This window comes from Microcoleus sp. N9_B4 (genome assembly GCF_036701635.1).
In the GTDB taxonomy this organism is placed as follows: Bacteria; Cyanobacteriota; Cyanobacteriia; order Cyanobacteriales; family Microcoleaceae; genus Microcoleus.
Genome location: NZ_JAUBRC010000012.1, coordinates 1 through 26362 on the forward strand (window position 1 = coordinate 1; position 26362 = coordinate 26362).

Genomic DNA, 26362 nt, shown 5'->3' on the forward strand with positions numbered 1-26362 from the left:
TTCAGCCTTGTGGCTGGAAACGCTATGTACGGGCTTTCACCGTGATTTACGTTTCAACGAATCGCACTAATCATTCCAATGCAACCTGATTTGATATGAGTGTTTAATGTTGACTCGATTTTATAATTCCGGCGCACTCAGAAGTGAGATTACGCAGAAACAACGGTTGCTGCGAAAAATGGGCACTGACGACCAAAGAAACCAATTTCTTGACCACAAATCTATGCTTTTAGGTTAGGTAAAACCCGCAGAAATAAACCCGGTTTCTGATATCCTATGATACTATGTCCGGTCCATTACCCCTAATAGGGTAGGGGCGGGTTCACGAAAAATATCTGCCAATAATTGACAATCTCAAAAACCCGCCCTTTTAATCGCGGTCACTCGCTCAGACATGATATGAGCAAGTGCTAATTAAGTTTGTCGTAATGAAGTTGTTTGTCTATCGTCTGCCAAGCGCTAACTCTAAACGATGAGTTAAACAATTGATTGACCGGACACAATTTAACTGGGGCGAAAGGATTCGAACCTCTGAATGGCTGGACCAAAACCAGCTGCCTTACCACTTGGCGACGCCCCAACGTCTCAACATTTAATATAGTAACACCCAGACACGGGAATCTGTCAAGCATTTTGACAATAAAATTTAAAAAATGTTTTTGGAGCCGATCGCCTGCAGGTTTATTCTTTGATCGCACGGGGGCGAGCTACCGGGATTTCAATCCGGAAATCAGCTCCCTGTCCCGGTTTCGAGATACAGTTCAAGCTTCCTCCGTGTTTTTCCACCACAATCTGGTAGCTGATAGACAAGCCGAGTCCCGTACCCTTGCCCACAGGTTTAGTGGTAAAGAAAGGGTCAAACAAGTGGCATTTAGCTTTTTCGGCCAATCCCGGCCCGCTGTCTTGAATCCGAATCACCACAACTTGACCGCTCGACTTTCCTGACTCACCAGCCTCCGAGTTTGGGGCCACCACCGCCGTCGAGATTTTGATCGTCTTGGGTGGGGGCTGATTTTCCAAAGAGTCGATCGCATTCGCCAAAATATTCATAAATACTTGGTTGAGCTGTCCGGGATAGCACTCTACCTTCGGCAAGTTGCCGTAGTCTTTAATTACCTCAATTCCCGGTATTAGCCCGTTTGACTTCAAGCGGCTCTGCAAAATCAGCAGCGTGCTGTCAATCCCTTCGTGAATGTCCACCCGCTTCATCTCCGCTTCGTCGTGCCGCGCGAAGTTCCGCAGAGACAGGACAATTTGGCGGATGCGTTCGGTTCCCATCTCTATTGAAGACAGAATTTTCAGCAAATCCGGCGCTATGAAATCAACATCGATTTCTTCGTTTTTGTCGAGTATTTCGGGGCAAGGCTCGGGGTAGTGCTTTTGATACAAGTGCAGCAAATCCAGCAGATTTTTCATGTACTGCTTGCAATAAGTCAAGTTGCCGTAAATAAAATTAACCGGATTGTTAATTTCGTGGGCGACGCCGGCGACCATTAGACCGAGAGAGGACATTTTTTCGTTTTGGATGAGCTGAGCTTCTTTCTGCTGCAACTGCTGCAAAGTTTCCGTCAGTTGGCGGGCTTGAGTTTGAGCGGCCAAGGCTGCCGCCCGGGTTTGGGCGTAGAGTTCGGCTTGGTCGATCGCGATGGCCAGTTGATCCACCACCGCTTGCAGCAACTCCACTTCGCTCGTCGCCCAAGAACGGTGGCTGCTGTAATGGTTACAAACTACAGCACCCATTTGACCGGAGCGAGTCTTGAGCGGCAGCAGCAGCTTAGAAACAATGCCGAGACTGGTCAAAAAAGCTCGCGTGGGTGGTTCGATGCACAGTGCTGTGGCAGCGTCGCCGATCCGGAGCGTCTGGCGGTGGCAAATTTTATCGGCCAGCAGCGTTACTTGTTCGATCGGGTATTCTGTGAGCCGCTCTTTGAGTTCGGGATTTGCCGCCTCGTGGGTGATTGCAAAGCTTGGCTGCCCGTCTCGCGAGATGGAGTACCACAAAAAGTAACACTGGTCAACCTGCAACAAGCTGCGAATTTCGTTGACAGCCGTATCTAAAATTTTGTCGAGGTCGAGGGAATTCCGCATCTGGCTGGCGAGGCCGAAGAGCAGGCCTTCCCGGCGGCTCAACAATTCTTCTCGGGCCGTGATGCGATCGATCGCCACAGCTATGGCGTTAGCCATGCAGCTCAGAACTTCTAGCGCTCCCTCGCTTACCAAAGCGCTACTGCACAGAGCCAGCACTCCCACCAGGCGCTCCTCCACTATCAGCGGATAGGCAATGGCGCAGAGAGACGGGTTTGACAGTAGGCATACAGGAGCCGTTTGGAGTTTTCCCGGTTCTGCTCGCACCCAATCTTCTATTTCCCGTTCCCACCCTTCGGTGCTGAGTCCTGAATCTGCCTGCAATTCTAACTGCTCTGTCTGCGGGTTGAACGTCCAGATACTCGCCTCTTTGGCGTCGAGGTAATCTACCATTGCCTCGGTGCAGCGGTTGAGGATGGGCGATATTTTCCCGCCTTGTCCGAGGGCTGCACCGACTTTAGCTTGCAGGGCTCCCAAGCGAGCTCGCTCTTGTAGGGACGCTGCCGTTAGTTGGGGATCGGAGGTGTCCCGGGGGCCGGCAACGATTTCTCGGATTTGTTGGGTATCGTCCGCGCGCCCAATGGCCGCGGAAGTTTCCCACAAATATTGAGATGTGCCTGTTTCCCCCAGCGTCGGAAGCTTTTTTGTTCCGTATATTGTTGTCGTGCTGCTCTGTGGCGTATGTACGGCACACAAGCTGTCGCATTTCGAGTCACCACGAACTAACTCCGAGATTTGCTGGCTGTTCGAGCTGATATCTTCTGCCTCTGGCAACTGTTTCTGGGCTTTGACTAATTGCCAGCGCAGCTCCACCAAACTCGCAACTTGCCGACTCAAAGCTTGCAGAGCTTCTATGGTTTCTTTTGTCAAGTCTCGTGGCACCGAGTCCATAACGGATAGCACTCCCAGCATCCGCCCATCTGAGGTCATGACTGGGATTCCGGCGTAAAATTTCACGAAGGGATAGAAAACCGTCAGAGGATGCTCGCCAAATCTCACGTCTGTGGAAGCGTCTTGGACAATGGCGACGGGCGGTTCCTGAAACGAATTTGCAGGGGGTTCGATCGGAGATTCGGGAGCAACTGGCGGTTGTTGCAGGAAAATTGCCTGGTCAAATTCCGAGTTTGAGTTTGAACCGACTGCGAACTCTTCGGGAATTTTATCCAGGGCGCGAGTGCAAAAATTCAGGTAACGGTGGGCCAAAGTTCGATCGATACCTAACTGCGACTTCAACCAGTGGCGGTTACCGTCAATCAAGCTCAAGAAAGCAATAGGAGTTTGGCTGATCTGAGCTGCCAAACCGACCAAATTGTCCAAGCAAGCGTCTGGAGCAGAGCCGAGAAGCTGATACAAGTCAATGTTATGGAGCTTGAACACTTTTTTACCAAGAGGCAAGGGTGCTTTCATCATGTGTAACTGCCCGTCTAGTTGCTGGCAACCGCCCTTCTCAATACTTTAGAGAAAAACAAGCTATGAATTGTGTGATGGGAGACTGTGGGCGCAACTTCGGCGCAGGCTGCTTGCGCCGAATTCAGACTAACCTGCCGCGTAAAACTTACCTAAACTTATCTAAAGCCATTTTAAAAGCATCCGAGTTTACTTCCTACGCTATTGGGCGGAACGTAGTGGAGGGAGTCGGCTATCCCAAGATCAGTAGGCTATCCCCCGCCCGCCGAGGGTTAAGAGTTCAAAATATTGACGTTGGCGTTGAAATCGCGATCGATAGATCTACCACAAGCAGGACAATCATAAGTCCCAAGACCCAATGGCATATCTTTTTTATTCCCACAATTCGAGCAATTTTTAGAGCTAGGAAACCATTGGTCTACCAGCACTAAATTCGCTTTATACATAAGGCATTTGTAATCGAGTTGACACTTGAACTCGTAAAACCCAATATCTGATATCGCCCCCGCCAGCTTGTGATTTGCCATCATGCCTTTTATATTCTAGTCTTCTATTTTGATGAGATTGAAAGTCTTGGCTAAGTAAGTTGTTAACTTGTACAGGAAATCTTTACGAATACAAGCTATTTGGGCGTGAAGTCGGCTGATTTTGTTGTAAGTTTTACGTTGGTTATTGGAACATTTTACCTGTCTTGAAGCTTGACTTTGTAAAGTGGCAAGCTTGGTTTTCGCACTGGCTAGAAACGGTTTTGGTGCGTCAAAAACTTGCTGGTTTGACAGCAGGGCCGCATATTTAATACCTACATCGATTCCTACAGAGCTTTTGGGCTGTTGAACTGGTAGACGTTCCGCATCAACACAAAATGAAACAAACCAGCGACTACCTTCTTTTGAGAGCGTGAAAGTTTGAGACACGTAACCGCATTCTAGTGGCTCGTGAAGCCGAAACGTTCCCAAGGTAGGAATCTTAATTGTGTTGCCAGCCCTTAGCAGAACTTTCCCATTGGATGAATCAACCGTAAAAGATTGACCATGACGGCGGCTGGCGAATTTTGGATGACCTGCTTTCCCGGCACGATAGCGACTAAAGGCATCTTTCAAGTCAATTAATGTGTTTTGGTAGACTCGGCTAGACAACTGGTTCATCCAAGCAAATTCAGGTTGCTTTTTAACGTGGTTGGTGAGAACTTTTTTAACTTCGTTAATCACCTTCGAGTCCGAAAGCTTGCCCTCACTATAAATTTGAGTCCGCAAGCTTAACCCGAAATTGAAGACGACACGTCGAAATCCTGCGTGTTTTGCCATCAAGGTCGCTTCGTTGTTATTCAATTTTAGCGAGCGTTTGACGGCAAACATAGTTAAGCTTACCTAGAGTTATGGATTTGGTCAAATATAGACAAGTTTAGCAAACTATTTGGCGATTTAGTCTAACTCTTGACTGATCTGGAAACTTTTGAGTTATCGGAGTTAGAGCACCCCAGATCTAAGACTATATAAATTATACTTCCAGTTGACTATGCTTTTGAATACCTCCGGCTCTCTAAATCTAAGAGCCTCTGTTGGGAGGAAGCACCTTTCCAAAATATATGACGATTGCTTACCGAGAATTTTTTAATCAGTTTAATTGTATTTTAACAGACTTGTCTAATCGTGGGTAGCTGGCTTGCTGGTAGATTTAAATCAGGGGTTTGTGCCACAATACCAGTGTCCTTTACCGAGCTGTGCCTTAGCCGGGAGTTCAACTACAGTTAGGAGATGAATTACAAAAGATTGGTAAGATGTTAAACTTTGTAACAATAGTTGTTCAAACTCGACCTTTTAGGGTTTCTGGGCCCGGATGCACATTTTGCAACTGTTGTAATTGCCGATCGACCACTCTCCCAATCCCTTTTTTCGAGTTTGAGGTAAAAAAACAGGGGTAATGTTTCAACTAACGCTCCAACGGGGTTGACAATTATTGTGTAGAGGCAACTCTCAAAAAATAACTGCAGGAAGTATGTTTTGTATTTTCAAGAACTATAAATAAGCAGGGAGAAGAATATGTCTGCAAGTAGCAGTCAAGTACCAACTATTTTGGCAGTTGATGATAGCGTCGTGATGCAAGGACTTGTTAAACAGGCCTTAAGCAAAGAGTTTCGAGTTCTCGTAACCGACAATGCAGTGGATGCTTTGTCAACGATTTATCACGAACAAATTTCTGTTTTGTTGCTGGATGTTTCGATGCCTGGTATTGACGGATTGGAACTCTGCCGCACGGTGCGGAGCCTGCCTCAGTTTCAGAATTTGCCGATCGTAATGCTGACAGCGCGAGATGGAGCCTTTGATAAGGTACAGGGGCGTTTGGCGGGAGCAACAGAGTATTTAACTAAGCCTTTTGATGCTGATAAGTTGCGCGAGGTAATTGGTAAGTTTATCAAAATCAAATAATCGGACTTAGGAAAAAAAATCCGTTTTGAGTAATTAATGAAGTAATTTGAGTAATTAATGAACTAAAAAGTTGCGATCGCGCTCTCTGATCCTCGACTTCTTTAACAAGTCGAGGGGCGGGGCATTCTGCAATATTTGCGAGGTAAGTCCTAAATTTTTAATTTAGCCAGGAGTAGGGGAGCGATCGCACTGACAGGTAGAACATATTGGGCGGCACCGAGGGCGATCGCCTCCTTGGGCATTCCGAAGACAATGCAGCTAGCTTCGTCTTGGGCGATTGTCAACCCCCCTTCTCTGGCGATAGCCAACATTCCGTCAGCACCATCTCTACCCATTCCTGTCAGCAAAACCCCCGCTGCTGCCCGACTATAAAAATTAGCTACCGACTTAAATGTCACCGTTACAGAAGGGCAGTGTCCCGCAGCATGAGCAGCTTCTGAATAAACAAATCGCCCTTGAGAGTCCAATTCTAAATGACGTTTTTCTGGCGGGAAATAAACAGTTCCTGCTTGTGGCGATTCCCCCAAAGCAGCTATCTTAACAGGCAGTTTCGATTCATAACCCAGCCAATCCACTAATCCTTGCAAAAAACCTTCACTGATGTGCTGGACACAAATTATAGGCACTGGAAAACTAGCCGGAAGTTTAGAAATAATCGCGTACAGTGCTTGCGGCCCGCCTGTAGAAGCCCCTATAGCCAATAACTTAATAGTTGGAGATTTAACATTTTCGTTAGAAAATTTGTAATTAAGAACTGGTGCTTGGTTGATTTTTACAATTTGATTATTATCTTCTGTTGGCATCTTTTTTGGATGCCGTGTAAATACTTTAACTCCTGAGAGTATTTTAACCTTAGCTATTAATTGATTGGCTAGGCGATCGTAATCAGAGACCAACCCGCCAATCGGTTTCGGAAAAACATCCAATGCACCAGCCTTTAACACTTGAAATACATTCTGAGTATCATTCGCTTGCACTGAAGCACTAATTACTAAAATTGGTAGCGGATATTTCTTCATTACTTCTTCCGTAAATTCTAACCCGTTCATTGGTGCCATGTTCAAATCCGTACAGATTACTTGGGGCTGAAGTTTGGGGATTAATTCTAGTCCTTCTAATCCGTTGCAAGCGGTTCCTACAACTTGGATGTCTGGCGAGGACTCAAAAATTCGTTTGAGGACGATCGTAACTACTGGAGAATCTTCAACTAACAATACTTTAATGGGCGATAACATCTGTTTGCTGGGAAATGGGGAATGGGAAATGGGAAATGATAAATTCGGCATCCATGCACGGGGAATTTTTCACTAGACACAGGGCATTGGGCCTTGCTAATTGGTAGTAAATAACAAATAGCTAATAACTAATGACTAATGACTAATGACTAATGACTAATGACTAATGACTAATGACTAATGACTAATAACTAATGACTAATGACTAATGACTAATGACTAAACTAACCTTTTTAGTGTCTCTACCAACACATCTTGATTGAAAGTACCTTTAGGAATATAAGCATTCGCCCCCGCATCAGCCCCTCTTTTTCTATCTTCATCCGATGCCAAGGATGTCACTAAAATTATCGGCAACTCACTGTATTCTTTTTGCTGCCTAATCTTAATAGTCAGGGCCAAACCGTCTAAATTTGGCATTTGTATGTCAGAAATCACAGCATCAAAATCGCGAGTTTTCAATTTATGGAAAGCATCCAATCCGTCTACCGCAGTCACAACTTCGTAACCCGCACCTTCCAGGATGCGCTTTTCTTGAGTGCGCGTGGCGATCGAGTCTTCTGCTAATAGTAGAACTTGTTTTCTGCTGGCATTCTCAAGTTGCGATCGCGCACCAGAAACCCCACGGGACGAAACTTGCTGGCGTACAGATTTTATCAAATCGTGGGGATTGAGTACCATACAAACTTCCCCAGTAGCGAGAATTGTGGCACCCGAAACATTTCGCACCCGTTTCAGCAATTGACTTTGAGGTTTCATCACCACATCCTGTTCGTCTATCAAAGCATCTACAAATAATCCCAATCTTTCCTCCCCAACTTTTAAAACAATACAAGGCATTTTTGAAGAACTTGAATCCTGGAAGTATTTTTGATTTTTTCTCGAAATTTCGCTTCCGGTTTCCTGTCTCAAATGCCGATTTTTTTGCCACCCTTTTCTATTGTTTAATGCTAGTAAATCTGTCAGATGAGCAACTGACAGAGGCTGACCCTTTGAAAGTATAGTTTCCTTACCTTCTATAGCAAATATCTCAGACTGAGACACCAGTTGTGCCGTGTCTACAAACTCGACTGGCAGAGCATAAGGAATGTCTTCAACTATGACAATTAATACATTTGCTGTAGCTAAAGACGTGCTGATTTGCAGCCTCAAAGTGCATCCTTTTCCCGGTAAAGACTCTACTTGAATACTACCTTTTAGGGCTTCAACATTAGTGCGAACTACATCTAAACCCACCCCGCGCCCCGATACTTCGGTAACAAATTTTTTTGTCGAAAAACCCGGAGTAAAAATTAAAGATTGTACTTGAGTATCGGTCATTTCTGCCAGTTGTTCAAGCGTACAAATATTACGTTTTACAGCCGTTTGTTTAATGCTCTCTAGATTTAGTCCCCGGCCATCATCAGCAACTTCAATAATAATATTGCTAGCAATATTATAGCCTTTAATTCGGAGAGTAGCCACGGGAGGTTTACCTATTTTTTTTCGCTCATCAACAGTTTCAATACCGTGGTCGATCGCATTTCTAATCATGTGCATTAAAGGATCTTTCATTTCCTCTAAAATTCGTTTATCTGCTGTAGTTTCGCCTCCTTCAATCACTAATGCAACTTCTTTACCTTCCCGTTTTGCTAAATCTCGAACAGTTCGAGGAAATAAATTAAAAATAGTAGACAAAGGCAGAAGTCTCAGAGTGCGAATGCCTGATTCTAATGCCTCAGTGATTAATTCGAGTCTGGCAGTATCTTCATAAACTCGGTTTCTCAAGCGGTTGACTAAAGTTCCGAGACGTTCTAAACGTTCTTCTGTACGTTGATAATAATCCTGCAAGTGGCTAAATTTACCGTTGGCTTTAATACCGTTTTCATCTATTTGCATCCGATCAACAGTCAAGCTCGTTACAAAATATTCTCTGCTCCACTCTTCCCACAAAGTTGTAATTTGTTCGATCTCTGCAACTCGGTGTCCTAGCCGAGTTTTTGTGACAGTAAGTTCCCCCGCTTGAGTCATTAAATCGTCTAAATTTTGAGTAGCAACGCGAATGGTTTCAATGCGGTAAGATGAGGTTGATGATGCAGTAACTGCCGACTGCGAAGCCGACGCAGTGGCGGGTCCAGAAGGTGCAAGCAAGTTTTGAGCTTGCAGTAGAAATTCTGGCTTGGATTGTAGGGGTAAAAAAGAGGAATTTTTCTCTAAGTTAACAGCTTCAGAAGTTTCAACATTTGTTTCTAGTTCTTGGGTAGGAGGCTCAGTAAATTGCGGTTCTACCAACGGTTGTTCTGGTACTTGTGAAGATGAGGGATCTACTATTGAGGCAGCAGCCTGTGGCTGTGGCTGACTAGAAGCACCCATCATGCTAGCGAGGATGTAAAAAGTATTAACGCCGGAATCTTCGCCGGTAACGGCTTCGTTAACGAGTTTCCGCATGGCATCTAAACCTTGTGAAAGTCGATCGCTAATATCCGAATTCAGTTGAGTTTCTCCCCGCTTGACAGATCCCAAAATATGCTCCATTTGATGAGCTAAAGATGCTACATTTTTTACGCCTAGCATCCCAGCATCACCTTTAAGAGAATGGGTTTCCCGCAACAATAGTTCTAACTTAGCTAAGTCGCTCGGATGTTGTTCTAAGTACAGCAATCCGTCGTCTAGTTTCTGTAAGTGTTCTTGACTAGCGACTTTAAATACATCTCGAAGTTCTCGATCTTCAATCATCATATATGTTATTGAGTAATAGGTAAGCGAGCATGGCTCATGGGTAATTGGTAATGATAATTATGTTGAATACTCAGTCGATTGCTAATGACTAATGACTAATGACTAAACTACTTTTTTAAGATTAAATGCAGCTTCTGTGAGTTGTTGAGTACCGATTTTAACTTGAGTAATGCCGCTGACTGTTTGAGACGCGGATTCCTTCATAGAAATCATCGCATCACCTACTTGCTGAATCGCGATCGCCTGCTGTTTAACATTAAATGAAATTTGCTGGTTGCTAGCAAACACCAGATTGCAAGCTTCCCTCACACCCGTAAAAGCTTCTGCCGTATCTTGTGCTGTTTTCACCCCTTCTGCAACCGTTTTGCGACTATCTTCAGTTGCTTTCACCGTTGAGTCGATCGCACCCTTAATTTCTGGAATAATAACATTAATCTTTTGTGCTGCTTGTTGGCTTTCATCTGCTAACTTACGAATTTCGCTTGCTACCACCGCAAAACCTTTACCGTACTCACCAGCTCTGACTGCTTCAACAGCGGCGTTGAGAGCCAGCATATTAGTTTGGCTGGCTAAATCGCTAACCAAACTTGCGAGAGTCGATATATTGCCAATCTGACTCGTGCTGTCGTCGAGTCGATGATTTTGCTTAGAAATTGCCACCACAGCTTCTCTAAGATTCAGCATTTGATTGAGAGTTTGATCTACCTTTTTAGTACCTTCTTCGGCTAGATTTAAAGCTTGGCGAGCAGCAACGGCAACAGACTCAGCTTGCTCGGCTGTTTGCTGAGAAGATCTGCCCAAATTTTCTAGAGTTATAGTTGTTTGATTAACCGAGAAAAATTGCCTATCTGCTATTTGCTCTTGCCTGTTCATATTAGATTCTATTTGGAGTGAAAATGACGATATTTGGTAAATCAACACCCGAATGATAGCAACAATTTGTTGCAAATAAAACCATCCCAATCCCAGCACCACAGCCAGGGAAACAATAGCAATGGTTGCTGCGATTTTTTGCAGATAGTCAATAGAAGAAAATAGCAATTTTTTGGGTGAAGTATCCACAATTACTAAAAATTTATTGGTATTTTGTTTGCTGGGAAAAACTGTATTATAGCTAATCACTAGATCCCTATCATCAATATTTCCCTGACCCCCTGAGAGTATTTTAGAAACTGTATCTGCTGAATAATCATTTGTGACATTTTCCTTAGTTTTGAGTTCAAATCCCCATGCTTTTTTAGAATTGGGATGAGCCAGATAATACCCATCTTGATTTAAGATAAAAGATTGGTCTGATAGTTCTGGATTGAAATTTTTAACCATATCGATCAGAGTGCTACCCAGAGCATTACTAATGACAAAGCCTTGTCTTTCTCCTTTGGGATCAAAAATTGGAGTTGCGTAGCGAATTGTTGGCTTGTAAGGAACTTCTATTTTCCCCCTTTCCTTATTCAGATTTAAGGAAGACACATAGACTTCTCCTGGTTTTAGCTTCATTGTTTCTGAAAAGTAATCTGTGTCTGCTTTATTTTGTAGTTGAGAATCTGGAATAACTTTGATATTTGTGCCGTCAGAATCTACGCGCACGATCTCCTTACCGCTGTTATTTATGTAACGCAATTGCATATAATATGGCTTGGCTTCCATCATGGATAAAAATGTGAGTTGCATGCGATAAACCCAATCTTTATAAGTTGAATTAGTTTGTTTGTCTAATCCATTTCCTTCTCTAGCTCTAATCAGTCCCTGAACTGGGGGAGTTTTGCGGAGAAACAAAATATCTGCTCTCAGATTTTCAAACTTGTTAATCATTTGATTTGCGGTGGAATTAACACTGTCACTAAGGGTTATTAATGCTAAATTATGCAGTGCTTCTGTTGAAGAAGAAATTCCATACCAACCAACAATAGATACTGGAATTAAGGTACTTAAAATTAGGAGCAGCAACAGTCGATGCTGCATTTTTTGGAAAAAATTGTTAATCATTAGTTACTGGGAATCGGTTACTGATAACTTGTACGCTTGCATAGTCTAAGTATAGGGAACTGGAAAATTGTATGATCGGGTAGCCGAAGTATTGGGAATTGGGAAGTGGTAGTAAAGAAAAAATAACAACTCCCTCATAATCGCTCACAACTCACTACACTGCTGATTTGATATTAGGTTTTTATTTGCATTTGCCCATAAACAAGTTATTACTCCCGTTAATATCGCTGGAATTGTAGCGAGGCCGATCGCCAAAGCAATTGCTTTAATTCTTAAGGATATATTTAGTGTTTTTGGGAAACTACTCATAATTCATCGCTCTCCTACAAAACTGCTTTCAAATCTAAGGCTGCTTCATTCAATTTTTGAGTACCGACTTTAGTTTGACTGATACCGCAAGCGGTTTGGGCTGCGGCTTGATTGAGAGAGTTCATAGCTTGCACTACCTGTTCGATCGCGATCGATTGCTGTTTGGCATTCAGCGAAATTTGCTGAGAGCTCAAAACCACATTGTTAATGGCATTGGCAACTCCTGCAAATGCCGCTGCGGTTTCTGAGGCAATATTCACGCCCGATTCGACTGTTTTAGTTCCTTCGTCTGTCACCATTACCGTTGAGTTAATCGCTTTTTGAATATCAGCAACTAATAGATTAATTTGCGCTCCTGATTTTTTACTGCGATCGGCAAGTTTGCGAATTTCGGACGCCACCACGCCAAACCCCTTGCCGTGTTCTCCCGCCCGCACTGCTTCAACAGCAGCGTTGAGTGCTAACATATTAGTCTGATTAGCCAAATCGCTAACTACACTTGAGATATTACCAATGTGATCTGTTTGTTCGCTCAACTCTATAATTTGTCCTTGGATATCCTGAACTTTAGTTTTTAGAGTTGCCATTGCTTCTAAAGTTTGTTCTACAGCTTTTGTGCCACCTCCCGCTAAATTCAAAGCTTGCATTGCTTGAACCACGGCTGTTTCTATCTGCTGTGATGTCGCCCTGGAAGAGGCTCCCAATTCATCCATTGTAGTAGTAGTTTGATTTACGGAAGCTGCTTGCTGACTTGCCATGCGTTCCTGTTCTTCCACGGTGGCTGCAATCTCAGTGGAAGAAGCGGCGATCGAGCTAATTGCGCGATCGATAGTTTGGGCAATTCCTGATGAAATCAGCCAAGCTATAACCGCACCTAACACCAATAAAGACACAGAACCAAATACCAATGCCGATATCAAGAAAACCAAAGATTGCTTCGTTTTTTCTGTAGCTTGCTTAATCGCTTTTACTTCTACTTCGCGAAATTGCTTATTTAGTGCGACAAATTCCTCCACAAATTTTGTCTGTTTGCCTGTGTTAAATATAGCCAATGCTTCGGCTCTCTTATTTTGTTGTAATAAAACAACTATTTGGTTAGAACCATCATAATATTCTTTGCAAAGCTCTAACATCGTGTCTAAACGAATTCTCTGTTCAGGATTTTCGATTTTCAACTCCGCACTCTTAGCCGACTGATTAGCTAATTCTCCACCTGTTTGAAAATCCTTTAAAAATTGCGGATTTTTATTAATTAAATACCCGCGCATTCCCCGTACCATTTGTTCAGCACCTGCCGACATATCATTTGTGTATCTGATCACATTTTCGATCCTTTCTACTTCTTGAAAATTATTTAATACCTGATTAGTAGTGGTATAAACTAGCACAGGAAAACCCAAGTATATAGTTGCTGGCGCTACATAGGCCAGCAGCATTCTATTTCTAATATTTAATTTTATTAACTTAGAAAACATATTTTTCTCCTTAATTTAAGCACGTGCATACACGAATTAGATTGCTTAGTCAAATCTCGCTTGAAAAGCGGATTTGGTATAACTCAATACCCTTGGGTTAAAACTATTTATTCCTCAGATATCCCCCTCGCATCCCCCGCATCGTTGCGAGGACTTTGAGTAAGTTCTTGTCCCCCCATTGAGAAGGGGGGCTAGGGGGGAGCGAGCTTAACCCAAGCGTATTGTGATATAACTAACTTCTTTAGTCCTGGACGCATTTCAAGATAATTCTCTCATGCTAAGTCCCAATCCTTATCAGTCCTGATCTCTGTGTTGGATCGGGATTGCGAAGGAAATGAAGTATCAAGCCAGATGCTTCACTTGACTCATGACACATATGCTTTGCGTAAGTCCTGTTCTTGATTTGATTCAAACCTCTTCATCAACAACTAATCCTCCTTTTGTCAGAAGTTTTTGCAAGTTCAGAATAGCCATCATTTTTTCCCCGTAAATAGCTGTGCCCCGTAGATATTCGCGGTTGGCAGAATGCAGTGCTGCCGGAACAGCCGCAATTTCCGACACATTTAAGTATATAATATCTAATATTTCGTCAACAACTATACCAGCGACCAAATCCGCCACTTCAACAACGATCGCCTTAGAGAGATAATTTGCAGTCTCCGACATATTTAAAGACATATTTAAAACACTGCGAATATCAATTAGCGTCACAATTTCTCCCCGTAAGTTTATATTTCCCACTATGCGATCGGGAGTGCAAGGAACCGGAGTTACTTGGTTGATATCAGTAAATTCGCGGACTAGATCTAAATGAATACCAAAGTATTCGCTATTCAAAACAAACACCGCCAGGGACATATTAATTGCAGCATCATTTTCCCCCTCGCTTCGCCGTCTCAAATGATTAGCGCGCGATTGAAAAATTGCTTTTTCTTCCGGGGTAGCCTGCGGGCAAAAAACGTGACGCTTGCTCAAAATTTTAGGAGTTTTACCTAACAATTTTGCACTTATTGGCCCGTGTAAATTTTCCGTCTCTGCCTCACCTGCTGCTGTTTCACTACCTGCATTGCTTGGAGAAACAGGCCAGCTTTCCTCTGACTTTTCGGGAGAATATCGAATTAAGTGATCGAGATTCAGCAGCATGATAATATCGGTTTCGCTGCGGGCAAGTCCAGCTACAAAATAATGAGAGGCTTCTGAATTCTCTCGTCCGTAAGATAGCTGCGGAGTGATGGTATCTTCTGAGAGTTCCTTAACTTCGCGAACTTGATTGACAATTATACCGATTTTCGATTCTTGCCACTCTATGACGATCGTACTATCTGTCACAGAATACTCCTGCCAAGCGTATCCAAAACGCAGATTCAAATCCATCACGGGCAGAATTTCGCCCCGAAGGTCGATCGCCCCAACAATATCTTGAGGTGCTTCTGCAATTGCTGTCAACTCCGGCAGAAAGAAAATTTCCCGAACGTAGCAGGCTTCTATACCGCAGAGAAAACCGTTCTGTTCAAAGATAAGATACGGTTTAGTTTCCATATTTTAGTGTACAGTTTCTTTACTGTATAATTTTAACAATTTTTTTTTAACATTCATCAGCACTTGACTAGCTGTCATTTTCCCCTGTGAATCTATGGGAGTGTTTGGCGGTAGTGCTTTCAAAATTTCACAAGATGAATTGTACATTTTAAGCGCTCTTTTTACTTGACCTTCTTTATTGTATATATTCCCTAGTTCTATATAAGCTGAAACAAAAGATGGACACATATAAATAGTCCTCTTTAATAAATTCTTTGCTGTTTCCAATTGCCCCTGTTCTTCAGCAATTTGAGCTTGTAAATAATCAGTATATACTGATCCAGGCTCTACTTTTCTAGCTCGATTACAGTATTCTATTGCCTGAGAATAATTGCCGGCATTTGCCTGAACTTGAGCGATTAAAAAATAAGCATCAAAATTAGGCCCCTGCAAGTCTATTGCCTCTTGTGCCTTGTTGATTGCCTCAGCATAATCTTTATTTTTAAAGGATTTTTTAGCCTCTAAAATTAGCATTTGAGGCGTTTTATTTTGAGTATTTTCTGCTAGTATTTTTTCTGTAAATGACACGGTATTGTTCGGCAAGGCGCCCTCCAGATAGCGAGAGGGCAGCATATTCCCCAGCGGATTACTTATTTTTAATACCGGAGGCATCTCTATCTCTGGAAAATTGCTGTTAGTAGTAAAACGAGGTGGCATAGTTTCCCCTGTTAGCAACTCACCACTATCATCGCCCATAGTATCTGCTTTCGGGAATTCCCGAAATGCCGAGTTGGCTTCCCCTACCGTCGCAACCCTAGACTCTATTTGACAGCCTTCCTCCGGTACTGCATCCCGACGCTGATACACCACCGACTCCGGGAAAATCTTGGCTTCAAACTCGTTCATAATTTGACCGTAAACTTCAGCGTGACCGGTCATTAAATATCCTCCAGGTCTCAGGGTATTGGAAAATTTTTTCAGTACCAGTGAAATATACTTATGTTCAAAATACACAAAAACGTTTCTACACAAAATTAAGTCTATGTTATAAAGATTTTGGTAAATATTAGGAAAGTCATCTGTGATTAAATTTACACAACTAAAGTTGACACTTTCGCGCAACTCTAGATTAATTTCCCAATCATTTTGCCTCTGATGAAAATACTGCTTTTGTATCTCCGGGTCAACCAATCGAAACGACCAATGACTGTAAACTCCCTGGGGTGCTTTTTTGATTACTTTTTCATTGATGTCTGTACCTAAAATCAATATTTTCCATTGTTCCCAATCGGGAATCAATTGTTTTAAAACAATAGCTAAAGAATAAGGTTCTTCACCGGTGGAGCAGCCCGCACTCCATATTCGCAGTGTCGGCTGCATTCCCAATGTCTTGTGCAAGTTTCTTTTCTGCTCTATCAATTCAGGAAAAATTACTTTTTTTAAGAGAGCAAACTGTCCTTTGTCTCGCATAAAATAACTTTCAGTTGTTGTTAATAGCAATACTAATTTTGCCCATTCATTTTTACTTTCAAAAGTTTTGGCGGTTAAAAGTTTATAATATTTTTCGGGTTCTGCAATTTTTTTTTCTCTCATCCGAGTCAGGATTTTATGAGACAAGCCCGCTCGATCTTGGGACCTGATTCGCACACCAATCTCAGTAGTAATTAAGTTGATAAATAGCTGAAGTATGGAATCATTCATGTCAACTCAGGTAGATTTATTTAATAATTTGGGAAGTGGCAAATTTTACTGATCTGGTGCTGAGTTTGTGCTGAGCATGGCTGCTAGCCTGCGGCTCATCCGTTCGCAAAGCCGAAGGGAGTCGAAGGGAAGTGCGTAGCCGAACTATTAGGAATTGGGGAACTTGTAAACTCGTGTATTCCAAATATGGGGAATTAGGAATTATAAATTGGGAATTATAAATTAGGAATTTAGCCGATCGCATTAACAAGAACATTGTTACACCACATCATATCAGAAAGTGGGCAGATACTTAAAGGAAAAAGGCAAAAGGTAAAAGACAGAAGCCAGGAAAAAATTACCCCTTCTGCCTTCTACCTTCTGCCTTCAAAGGCACTACTGTCCAACTTTAAGCTGGATATATCCGCAGGCGGCGATTAGGTTCTTCCCCAAAACTGTGGGATTTCAGGTGATAGTGTTCCACAAGTTCGTGCTGCATTTTGCGGACGTTGGGAGAACGGGGCAGGAGTTCCACCGGCTGTCCCTTCGGAATGACAATTTGCTCGACTGCTAAGCGCGTTTCTTCGAGAGCTTCGAGCTCGTCAGAAGAACCGCTGCGGGCGAATAAGGCGAGGTCTGCCACTTCCGGGGTGCCGGGGTCATCCATGTCCAACAGGCGCCGCAAAGCTCTGGCTACGTGGGGAATAGTGGCGGCCTTAATTGTGTGCACTGGAACTTGGCGAGTTTTGGCCAAGTGCCTCAATTTCGACTGGTTCCGAACGTTCGATCGCAAAGCCAAAACCACGTCAGCACTTTCAATATCCTTCGTCAGCAGCACCGGCAGGTTCAGCGTCGAAATCACCTGTTCGAGCTGGTGGCGAGGTATGCCGTAAGGATAAACGTGGAGGGGCAAATCTTCGCCGTTAGGGCCGACATTATGGGAATAGCGTCCGGGGGTGGGTACTGGCTCGACGGACAGGGATTCTTCGAGCAGTTGCTCGAAATACCGAGTCTCAGAAACCGGCGCGCTTTTAGCAGCGAAGTTCTCGCTGGGAGCGGGCATCGGCACCATTTTGCCAGCACTCCGCCACCCAGAGATCGGTGTGACGGGCCGGATTGCTGATACAGCAGCCGTGCTGCTGGAAGCTGCCATCCCCGGAAACCGAGCGGGGGGAGCGGCTGACTCGCGCTCGATAATTACTTCTCCTGTCTCGCTGACGCTTCTGATTTGCTGGCTCGGTTCGCGTCCCCGCAGCAGAGTGTCGATCGAATCTGCAACTCGCTCATGGATTACCCAGCGCTGGCGTTCCAGCATTTCGATGGCAATTTCAAAAGTTGGCGGTGCTTTGCGCTCCAAAACCGTCTTTTGAGAACCGCGCCGTCTTGCTTCGTCATCTCCCAGCGTCACCGCTTGGATGCCCCCAATTAAATCTGCCAGAGTCGGGTTTTTCATCAAGTTTTCGATCCGGTTCCCGTGGGCGGTACCTACCAACTGCACGCCCCTTTCGGCGATCGTCCGAGCCGCCAAAGCTTCGAGTTCCGTGCCGATTTCGTCAATCACGATCACTTGCGGCATATGGTTTTCCACTGCTTCGATCATGACTTGGTGCTGGAGTTCGGGACGGGAAACTTGCATTCTGCGAGCTCTGCCGATCGCTGGGTGGGGAATATCTCCATCTCCGGCAATTTCGTTGGAGGTGTCGATGATTACCACCCGTTTTTCCAAGTCATCGGCGAGCACGCGGGCAATTTCCCGCAGGGCCGTGGTTTTGCCAACTCCGGGGCGGCCGAGCATCAAAATTGACTGACCGGTTTCCACTAAATCGCGGATAATGCCGATCGTCCCGAACACAGCGCGGCCCACCCTCAAAGTCAAGCCGATAATCTCGCCGCTGCGGTTGCGAAGGGCGCTAATTCGGTGCAGGGTTTGCTCGATACCGGCTCGGTTGTCGCCGCCGAAGTGGCCGACTCGCTCGATGCAATAGTTGAGGTCTGCCTTGGAAACTGGCGTTTGAGAAAGAGGTTCGGCCAAGGATGGAAAACGAGCTTCTGGTTGGCGGCCCAAATCCATGACAATCTCAATGAGATTGTTGCGCTGCGGGTGCTGCTCTAAGGGCTGCCGGATCTCATCTGGCACGATGTCTAATAATCTGTTGAGGTCGTCTGTAATCTGCATTCGCCTCGATGTGTTCGGTGACGTTTTCAACTTTTTAGTCATTAGTCATTAGTCATTAGTCATTAGTCATTAGTCATTAGTCATTAGTCATTAGTACCAATGCCCAATGCCCAATGCCCAATGCCCAATTACCAATGCCCAATTCCCAATGCCCAATTCCCAATGACTAAAATTCTTTGAGCTGGGAAACTAGAGAACAAGCTAAACTCACGGCCTGTGAGAGAAGTTCTGGGACGGCTTCGAGCTGAGGTAGCCGAGATGTTTGAACTCCGGCTCCTGGCCGCGCGACTGCCACCGGAACGGCATAGGCTCGATCGGTCTGCATTGTTTCTAACTGTTCTAAAATTGGCGATAGCAAAACCCTGGCATAGCTGCCGTAAGCTACACCTGCAATGTATTGGACAGGGGGAGCTGACAAATTTTTCCCGGCATCCTTCATCAGTCCCTCGGCTCTCAACTTGCTGACAGTGTGAGCATTAGTGCCGCCTGCAAGTTGCACGTATCCCGGCAACTGGGCAGCCAAAACTTTTTGACCGAGTTTGACCGCGGCTCTAGTAGTTCCTGTTCCGATATCTCCGCTCATTGGCCTACCGTCTGTTTGCCAAATTAGGGGACAAGGAAGGGGGGAAATTATTTGATAGAGTGTCCGCAAATAATCAATCAAACCGTCTCCATCGGGGCAACTAATTGCTATTACCTTGAGTTGAGCGACCCAAGGAGCTATGCTCGACCAAAGTCGCGCAAAATCTGCCTCTCTGCCTACTTGCGTGTGGATTTCTAGGGCGTCCGCACCGGATTGCAAGATTAAAGGTGCGATCGCGGCGGGAGCAGACACGTAAGAACGAGTATAAATTAGTTGGCTCGGACAAATCGGCAGACAGCGACCGCAGCCATAGCATTGCTGGTCTATCACCCCGGAAAAACCACTGCCAGCACTCTGAAAAACTATTGCTTCGGCTGGACATATTTTTTCGCACGGCCGCCAGCAGTCCGCCGGACAATCGGCTGGGTTGAATTCGGCTTTGCGAAAATGCGGGTCTTCCCCATCGTTTAAACTCACCATCAGCAACGGCAACCCTTTGCCGCCAAACCTGCGGTTTTGAGTTCTTGCCTGTAAGTCGCTGGCCACTTGTAGGGCTTCTTTCGCTGCGGCGACGGCGGCGGGATCTGCCGCGACATCGATACAGTCAGCGCCTGCTAGGGTGTAAGCCAAGGTGAGATTCCGTACAGCAGGCAGGTGTTGAAAGCTCGCCCCACAGATCAGCTTGAACCAATGGCCATCTTTTAATGAGTTTAGGGGATGATAATGTTCTGTCACCCTTATATGCTAATCCTTTCAGCTAAAAATTACTATGTGGAAATTTCTACTTAATTTTAAAATTTAAGCGGGTACAAGCTGGAAACGCTACTGATAGCAGTAGCTGTTGCGCTGTTGGCTCTATATGTAGAGTTCTGCCTTAATTTTTTTTCCTAAATTTGATTTTTTTGAGAGCGACTGCTGAGGGAGGATTTGGAGATGGGGCGATCGGCTTTAGTTACAGACAGACTCTCTATGGTATCATAGTTGGGTGGATTTGGCAAGGAAAAAGTAGGCGAGAGATTTTTTTTTGAAGTGGTCGTGCAGTGGCAGTTGCCATAAAGTTCGATCGAGCTTTGAAACCAATTGACCAACCGCAGATGAACATTCTCCTCCTTGACTAGAAGCTACATTCATCTGCGTTAATCAGCGATTCAACGAGCTATACTACTTGCTCAGCCGCGTGTAAACCGTAGCCAAAGCATGGCTATCTCCCACATTTCCCGGAAACAAAACAACTGGCAAATTGGGAAACAGAGGATGATCTGCATCGGTTTTCACCACCGAACAACCTGCGATAATTTGACCGATTTGCCTGACACTTTTTAGCGACAAACCTGTACTCAAAACATCATTAGAAGTAATGCCGCCCTTGCTAATCAAAAACCCGATATCGGCAGGCAGTCCCCGCACGATATCCATCAGTAAAGCAGAAACCGCCTCTCCAAATTTTAACCTAATTTCTGCATTGTCAAATTCGAGTTCCTTGCGGCTGGTATAAATTACAGGCGTTTTACCATCGGCATGAGAAGTGCGGACTTTTCCGAGAATTTCATCGAGCATTTGGGTGCGATACTCTGGTGAATCTTCTAACAAATGAGATACATCTATTTCAATGCTAACTATATTGGGTTCTTTTAACAAGCGCTCCAATTGTTCAGTAGTTTTCTTAACGTGGGAACCAACTATTACTGCACCCGGTTTGCCATCCCTCACATATTTTGCCATTTCGTCGGCTGCTACTGGCTGCGGGCCGAGGTCAGCTAAGGATGTTAAAATACTCGCCCCGCTGCGGAATAAAAACTTTTTGCCTTGACTGGCGGCAGCGAGAACGTGTTTGGCAAATGTGTCTAAATCGCCTTGGCTTTCGCCGTCAACAACTGCACATTGGTTGTCTTTCATCTCCATCAGTCGATCTAAACTTCCGTAGCGGATGTCTGCGAGTAAAATGCGATCGACTGCATCAGCTTTTATGCGACCTTTGGTTTTTTCTTCTACATAGTCTGGCAGATAACTGTGACTGTAGCCGAAGACTGAATCTTTGGCAAATTCGGTTTGGTGAACAGGCGTTGCGACGCTGTTAACCATTAGGTAATGCACGCTGTGGCGGGTAATTCTGCCTCCTTCAAAAAAGGCGGGAATTAGAAAATGGGCGTCGAAGGGGCCAAGTTCTTCGGCGATCGCGTCGGTTTCGATGGGATAGTGACCGCGCAGGGTAGAATCGGAACGGCTAACTATTAGGAAGTCTTCGATTTTTTCACTGGCGATCGCCCTTTTGAGATTTTGGCACACTTCGCGGGTGACGGAGGCTGCTTTTTCGGGAGTTAGCGATCGAGTATTTGTCAGTATGAAGAAAATCGGGCACTTGTCCCGCAGCCCCAAACGCAGGGTGTCTTCGTCCCAACGTGTCAGCAGCAAGCAACTGTGCACGGTTTGAGAACCAGTCGGATCGTCATCGAGAACTATAATCTTGGGTTTGGCAGAAGACATACTGATATCAAATCCGTTAGCATCGGAATAGTAAATTCGAGTTCACTGTTCACTGTTCACTGTTCACTGTTCACGGCGTCAACAGTCAACCGTCAACAGTCAACCGTCAACAGTCAACATCATTCCGGTGTAACCGGAAATGATATGACCTGGTTGTTAACGTCACCTTTCCAAGATATCCTTACCTGTTACGTAACAGGTAAAAATTTACAATAATTATGATATTTTTTCAACAATTCTCCTAATTCATAATTTTAAAAATGTCTTTGAGTTCGAGTAGAACAGGCATCCTGCCTGTTGCGGTTCAGTAAGCTGTATATTGCTAATGGGTAGGAGGCGCACGCAGCCGTGTACGCTACTAACTTTTGCCATTCTTTTAATTAGCAGCATTTCGATCTTGCAACTTTTTCATTTCTGCTTGAACTCCCACGGCTATCTGCAAAGCTTCGTTGAGTAATCGTCCTTGTTCGCTGGCTCGATCGCTAATTTGCAGGGCATTCAAATTTCTCAAATTATTGGCAAACAATTCGGAGTTAGTAGCGACAAATTTTTTGTTTTCCCTAAGAATTCTTTCAGTTTTTAATGCTCGAACTAAATCGTCTCTGATTAGCTGCAAAGCTTGAATTACTTTGGCGCGATCGCCGATTTTGACTTCCGCATTGCCAGCATCTTCTATCTGATCATTAATTGCGATCGCTTCGATTATACCATTATAGCGATCCACATCATCAAAAAGATTGATTAAATGTTGGTTTTGCCGACTGCATCGAATTTTCCACGCATCCTCAAAGATTAAACCAACTATCGCGGCGAAGTGAAGGGCGAACCACCACACATACGCCCTAGGAAATATCGCAACCAGCAGCCAACAACTGATTAGAACCAAAACAATTAAACCGACAGTTTTCAAAGCTTCGCGGGCAAACTTAGTCGCTGTCGGCGGCCGGTATACGCGATCGGGCCCGGCGCCTGTGAGGTGCTTGAGCTCACCGACAGTAATTTCTAATCCCTGAATGTCAGCTCGCATAAATCTTTACAAATATATGTTAATTATAAAGTTTTGTAGTAGAACAAGGGGCTCGTCTACAATAAACCTAACACTTTTTTCACCCAAAACTGCACTATGTCCGCACGTCCTATATACCTCGACAACCACGCCACAACCCCGGTAGATCCACGGGTACTTGAGGCGATGCTGCCGTATTTCACCGAACAATTCGGCAACGCAGCCAGTATCAACCACGTCTACGGCTGGGAAGCAGAAGCAGCGGTAAAACAGTCACGACAAATCATAGCAGAAGCGATCAATGCTTCTCCCGAAGAAATTGTTTTTACCAGCGGCGCAAGCGAAGCAAATAACTTAGCGATCAAAGGCATCGCCGAAGCTTATTTCAGTAAAGGAAAGCACATTATCACAGTAAAAACCGAACACAATGCAATTCTAGACCCCTGTACCTATTTGCAAAAATTGGGGTTTGACATTACTGTTTTACCAGTGAAAAGCGACGGATTGATTGATATAGGCGATTTGATCAAAGCGATTCGGGCAGAGACAATTTTAGTTTCAGTGATGACGGCTAACAACGAGATTGGCGTCATCCAGCCGATCGCAGAAATTGCAGCAATTTGTCGCGGAAATGACATTCTTTTTCACACAGATGCCGCACAGGCCATCGGCAAAATTCCCCTCGACGTAGAGGAGATGAATATCGATCTAATGTCCTTGACAGCCCACAAAATCTACGGGCCAAAAGGCATCGGTGCTCTCTACGTGCGCCGCAACAAACCGAGAGTGCAACTAGCGCCACAAATGCACGGAGGAGGGCACGAACGGGGAATGCGATCGGGAACTCTCTACCCACCGCAAATAGTTGGGTTTGCCAAAGCAGTAGAATTGGCAATTGCAGAAATGCAGTCGGAAACAGAACGAGTGGTTAATTTGCGGCAGCGTTTGTGGGAAAACTTGAGTGAATTGGGCGATGTTTTTCTCAACGGTCACGCGACTAAGAGATTGCCGGGGAATCTCAATATTAGTGTAGCCGGGGTTGACGGTCAAGCGTTGATGTTGGGTTTGCAACCGGCGGCGGCAGTTTCTTCGGGATCTGCTTGCACTTCGGCGAAAATATCTCCATCTCATGTTTTAGCAGCGATCGGGCGATCGGACAAATTAGCTTATGCTTCAATTCGGTTTGGTATTGGCCGGTTCAATACCGAAGCAGAAATAGATGCAGTTTCCCAACACGCGATCGCAACTATTACATCTCTCCGACAAGCTCAAAAAGTGATGAGTTAGACAGTATCGGTGTCAAATTAAGCCTAAAACCCAGTGTCTCTCTCATTTTTATCAAAGTCTCGATCCCCCTAAATCCCCCTTAATAAGGGGAGTAGGGGTTGACTATGAACATACTCTTGTCCACCCCTTATTAAGGGGGGCTAGGGGGGATCTGGAAGATGAAAAAAAGTCATTTAGTTACTTAGAACCAAATACCTCGCGCACCCGATAAATCGGTTTTCCCTGCGACTCGTGATAAGTCCGCATCATCACTTCCGCCAACAAACCAAAACAAAATAACTGCACGCCAGTTAACAGCAAAACCACAGCCAAAATCAGCAAAGGACGATTGCCAATACTTTGACCAAAAGCAAATTTTAAGACTGTCAAATAAATCCCTAAAACCGTTCCCAACGTCATAGAACTCAGTCCCAAAAGTCCAAAAACGTGCATCGGTCGAGTCAGGAACTTTTTCATAAAAGAAATAGTTAACAAATCCATCAACACCCGAAAAGTCCGCCAAATCCCGTACTTACTTTGACCGAAACGGCGGGCGTGATGCCGCACCGGCATTTCTGTAATTCTCGCCCCTTCAATAAAAGCCAACGCCGGCAAAAAGCGGTGCAACTCCCCGTAGAGATTCAAGTCTGCTACCAACTCGGATTTATAAGCTTTCAAAGAACAGCCGTAGTCGTGCAAAGTCACGCCTGTAACGCGACCGATCAGCCAGTTCGCAATTTTAGAAGGAATCAACCGGCTGATAGTATTATCTTGCCGATTTTTCCGCCAGCCGCTAACTAAATCGTAGCCTTCATTTAACTTTGCCAACAATAGCGGAATATCAGCCGGGTCATTTTGCAAATCGCCGTCTAGGGTAACAATAGCACGACCGCGAGCGCGATCGAAACCTGCCGACATGGCAGCAGTTTGCCCGTAATTGCGGCGCAAAATTACAGCACAAAGGTCATCGCGACTGCTGGCTAACTCCTGGAGAAGTTCAGCAGAACCGTCCTTAGAACCGTCATCTACACAAATAATTTGATAGCTGAGTCCAGATGGTTGGATAGAAGAAGCGATCGCCTCAATCAAATGAGGCAAACTTTCCACCTCATTATACACCGGCACCACCACCGAAACATCGAGAACAACCTCAGCCTCAGCTTGCTGTCTCGCCAATTTTTCCAAAAATAATGCAGCGTCCATTTTTTTATTCGATAATATCAACAGTCAACCGTCAACAGTCAACCGTCAACAACTAACTAGGTTGATAACTTGCCACAACTTTACCATATCCCCGCAATTGCTGGTAATAAGCTTGACTGACTTCATCGCCATCCTCCGACAAAACATCGATACCGATACCGTTGCGACCTTGTGCTTGTCCAGAACTGTGAATGTAGCGATTATCTCCGAGATACAATCCTACATGAGTGGCTTTTTCTGGCGTACCAAAAAATACTAAATCCCCCGGTTCTAAATCACTGATACTAATAGGTTTAGTAAAAGCTTCCTGCTGATAAGCATCCCTCGGCAACCAGATGCCCGCAGCCACAAACGCCGCTTGCATCAAGCCAGAACAATCATAATTTGGCCCGACTGTACCGCCCCAAAGATAATAATTGGATTGGTTCATAGCCTCGCGAGCGAAAGTAATTACAATTGGTAATTTTTCCTTGATTTCCGCCTCAGAAACCACCAGAGGATGATACACTGTTTCTGTCGGAGCGAGCAACTCAACATCTCGAATATCCAGCCATCCCGGATAATCATCTTCGCACAGCCGCACCATCACAGCCGTTGTATCCCCCCCCTGAACAACCGAGTCTATGCCATTTCTCCCCCCCTTTATAAGGGGGGGCTGGGGGGGGTCAACGACGCGCAAATGTCGCCCCAGCGCTGCTTGAGTTGCCAATTGATCGCACTTTGGGGAATCGTAAATATTTATGTGCGATCGGGCTCGGTACTCCACAACATCAGATAATTGATAATTGGCCATTGCTAATTGCTC

General features: G+C 44.8%; 18 protein-coding genes and 1 tRNA gene. 2 read left to right on the forward strand and 17 right to left on the reverse strand.

Going from position 1 to position 26362, the window contains the following annotated elements; all coding sequences use genetic code 11:
- Positions 1-508 precede the first annotated feature (508 nt).
- From QUA43_RS10235 to QUA43_RS10250, 4 genes are all read right to left on the reverse strand, one after another.
- A tRNA-Gln gene (locus QUA43_RS10235) sits at positions 509-580 on the reverse strand.
- A 101-nt stretch (positions 581-681) separates the two neighbouring features.
- Positions 682-3495, reverse strand: coding sequence for a GAF domain-containing protein (locus tag QUA43_RS10240; RefSeq protein WP_333373518.1), 2814 nt, complete (start codon positions 3493-3495; stop codon positions 682-684).
- 269 nt (positions 3496-3764) lie between these two features.
- Entirely contained in the window at positions 3765-4022 is a 258-nt protein-coding gene (locus tag QUA43_RS10245; RefSeq protein ID WP_333373521.1) for a transposase, read from the reverse strand.
- A gap of 12 nt (positions 4023-4034) precedes the next feature.
- Complete coding sequence (locus QUA43_RS10250; RefSeq protein WP_333373524.1) at positions 4035-4847, reverse strand: transposase; 813 nt, start codon at positions 4845-4847, stop codon at positions 4035-4037.
- 684 nt (positions 4848-5531) lie between these two features.
- On the opposite strand from QUA43_RS10250, the gene QUA43_RS10255 reads away from it, so the two are divergent.
- Positions 5532-5918: a response regulator gene (locus QUA43_RS10255; RefSeq protein WP_015175702.1), complete on the forward strand. Its 387-nt coding sequence runs from the start codon at positions 5532-5534 to the stop codon at positions 5916-5918.
- Positions 5919-6067: 149 nt separating this feature from the next.
- Here QUA43_RS10255 and cheB read toward each other — a convergent pair whose 3' ends face one another.
- The 11 genes from cheB to QUA43_RS10310 form a co-directional block, all read right to left on the reverse strand.
- Positions 6068-7153: a chemotaxis-specific protein-glutamate methyltransferase CheB gene (cheB, locus tag QUA43_RS10260; RefSeq protein ID WP_333373798.1), complete on the reverse strand. Its 1086-nt coding sequence runs from the start codon at positions 7151-7153 to the stop codon at positions 6068-6070.
- 219 nt (positions 7154-7372) lie between these two features.
- Positions 7373-9868: a hybrid sensor histidine kinase/response regulator gene (locus QUA43_RS10265; protein ID WP_333373799.1), complete on the reverse strand. Its 2496-nt coding sequence runs from the start codon at positions 9866-9868 to the stop codon at positions 7373-7375.
- Between the two features lie 105 nt (positions 9869-9973).
- Complete coding sequence (locus tag QUA43_RS10270; RefSeq protein WP_333373526.1) at positions 9974-11857, reverse strand: methyl-accepting chemotaxis protein; 1884 nt, start codon at positions 11855-11857, stop codon at positions 9974-9976.
- Between the two features lie 323 nt (positions 11858-12180).
- Entirely contained in the window at positions 12181-13641 is a 1461-nt protein-coding gene (locus QUA43_RS10275) for a methyl-accepting chemotaxis protein (RefSeq protein ID WP_333373529.1), read from the reverse strand.
- 408 nt (positions 13642-14049) lie between these two features.
- Positions 14050-15180: a chemotaxis protein CheW gene (locus tag QUA43_RS10280; protein WP_333373532.1), complete on the reverse strand. Its 1131-nt coding sequence runs from the start codon at positions 15178-15180 to the stop codon at positions 14050-14052.
- A 3-nt stretch (positions 15181-15183) separates the two neighbouring features.
- Positions 15184-16752, reverse strand: coding sequence for a CheR family methyltransferase (locus QUA43_RS10285; protein WP_333373535.1), 1569 nt, complete (start codon positions 16750-16752; stop codon positions 15184-15186).
- A gap of 496 nt (positions 16753-17248) precedes the next feature.
- Positions 17249-19015, reverse strand: coding sequence for a R3H domain-containing nucleic acid-binding protein (locus QUA43_RS10290; RefSeq protein ID WP_333373537.1), 1767 nt, complete (start codon positions 19013-19015; stop codon positions 17249-17251).
- Between the two features lie 166 nt (positions 19016-19181).
- Positions 19182-20333, reverse strand: coding sequence for a circadian clock protein LdpA (gene ldpA / locus QUA43_RS10295; protein ID WP_333373539.1), 1152 nt, complete (start codon positions 20331-20333; stop codon positions 19182-19184).
- A 240-nt stretch (positions 20334-20573) separates the two neighbouring features.
- Positions 20574-20729 (reverse strand): hypothetical protein, encoded by a 156-nt coding sequence (locus QUA43_RS10300; RefSeq protein ID WP_333373542.1) that lies wholly within the window; start codon positions 20727-20729, stop codon positions 20574-20576.
- A 30-nt stretch (positions 20730-20759) separates the two neighbouring features.
- The gene (locus QUA43_RS10305; RefSeq protein ID WP_333373545.1) at positions 20760-22082 is read right to left on the reverse strand and encodes a four-carbon acid sugar kinase family protein; all 1323 of its coding nucleotides are present in this window, start codon (positions 22080-22082) and stop codon (positions 20760-20762) included.
- Positions 22083-22458: 376 nt separating this feature from the next.
- Positions 22459-23109, reverse strand: a complete 651-nt coding sequence (locus QUA43_RS10310; RefSeq protein WP_333373548.1) for a hypothetical protein — start codon at positions 23107-23109, stop codon at positions 22459-22461.
- A 96-nt stretch (positions 23110-23205) separates the two neighbouring features.
- Between QUA43_RS10310 and QUA43_RS10315 the strand changes: the two genes are divergently transcribed.
- A complete protein-coding gene (locus QUA43_RS10315) occupies positions 23206-24375 on the forward strand; it encodes an IscS subfamily cysteine desulfurase (RefSeq protein WP_333373550.1) in 1170 nt (389 codons plus the stop codon).
- Between the two features lie 177 nt (positions 24376-24552).
- Here the strand turns inward: QUA43_RS10315 and QUA43_RS10320 are convergent, their stop codons facing one another.
- Both QUA43_RS10320 and QUA43_RS10325 read right to left on the reverse strand, forming a co-directional pair.
- Positions 24553-25557, reverse strand: coding sequence for a glycosyltransferase family 2 protein (locus QUA43_RS10320; RefSeq protein WP_333373552.1), 1005 nt, complete (start codon positions 25555-25557; stop codon positions 24553-24555).
- A 52-nt stretch (positions 25558-25609) separates the two neighbouring features.
- Entirely contained in the window at positions 25610-26350 is a 741-nt protein-coding gene (locus QUA43_RS10325) for a C40 family peptidase (RefSeq protein ID WP_333373555.1), read from the reverse strand.
- Positions 26351-26362: the final 12 nt, after the last annotated feature.

Coding starts and splice junctions, on each gene's coding strand:
- QUA43_RS10240 (WP_333373518.1), bottom strand. CDS start 3,495: ATGATGAAAGCACCCTTGCCTCTTGGTAAAAAAGTGTTCAAGCTCCAT.
- QUA43_RS10245 (WP_333373521.1), bottom strand. CDS start 4,022: ATGATGGCAAATCACAAGCTGGCGGGGGCGATATCAGATATTGGGTTT.
- QUA43_RS10250 (WP_333373524.1), bottom strand. CDS start 4,847: ATGTTTGCCGTCAAACGCTCGCTAAAATTGAATAACAACGAAGCGACC.
- QUA43_RS10255 (WP_015175702.1), top strand. CDS start 5,532: ATGTCTGCAAGTAGCAGTCAAGTACCAACTATTTTGGCAGTTGATGAT.
- cheB (WP_333373798.1), bottom strand. CDS start 7,153: ATGTTATCGCCCATTAAAGTATTGTTAGTTGAAGATTCTCCAGTAGTT.
- QUA43_RS10265 (WP_333373799.1), bottom strand. CDS start 9,868: ATGATTGAAGATCGAGAACTTCGAGATGTATTTAAAGTCGCTAGTCAA.
- QUA43_RS10270 (WP_333373526.1), bottom strand. CDS start 11,857: ATGATTAACAATTTTTTCCAAAAAATGCAGCATCGACTGTTGCTGCTC.
- QUA43_RS10275 (WP_333373529.1), bottom strand. CDS start 13,641: ATGTTTTCTAAGTTAATAAAATTAAATATTAGAAATAGAATGCTGCTG.
- QUA43_RS10280 (WP_333373532.1), bottom strand. CDS start 15,180: ATGGAAACTAAACCGTATCTTATCTTTGAACAGAACGGTTTTCTCTGC.
- QUA43_RS10285 (WP_333373535.1), bottom strand. CDS start 16,752: ATGAGAGAAAAAAAAATTGCAGAACCCGAAAAATATTATAAACTTTTA.
- QUA43_RS10290 (WP_333373537.1), bottom strand. CDS start 19,015: ATGCAGATTACAGACGACCTCAACAGATTATTAGACATCGTGCCAGAT.
- QUA43_RS10300 (WP_333373542.1), bottom strand. CDS start 20,729: ATGAATGTAGCTTCTAGTCAAGGAGGAGAATGTTCATCTGCGGTTGGT.
- QUA43_RS10305 (WP_333373545.1), bottom strand. CDS start 22,082: ATGTCTTCTGCCAAACCCAAGATTATAGTTCTCGATGACGATCCGACT.
- QUA43_RS10310 (WP_333373548.1), bottom strand. CDS start 23,109: ATGCGAGCTGACATTCAGGGATTAGAAATTACTGTCGGTGAGCTCAAG.
- QUA43_RS10315 (WP_333373550.1), top strand. CDS start 23,206: ATGTCCGCACGTCCTATATACCTCGACAACCACGCCACAACCCCGGTA.
- QUA43_RS10320 (WP_333373552.1), bottom strand. CDS start 25,557: ATGGACGCTGCATTATTTTTGGAAAAATTGGCGAGACAGCAAGCTGAG.
- QUA43_RS10325 (WP_333373555.1), bottom strand. CDS start 26,350: ATGGCCAATTATCAATTATCTGATGTTGTGGAGTACCGAGCCCGATCG.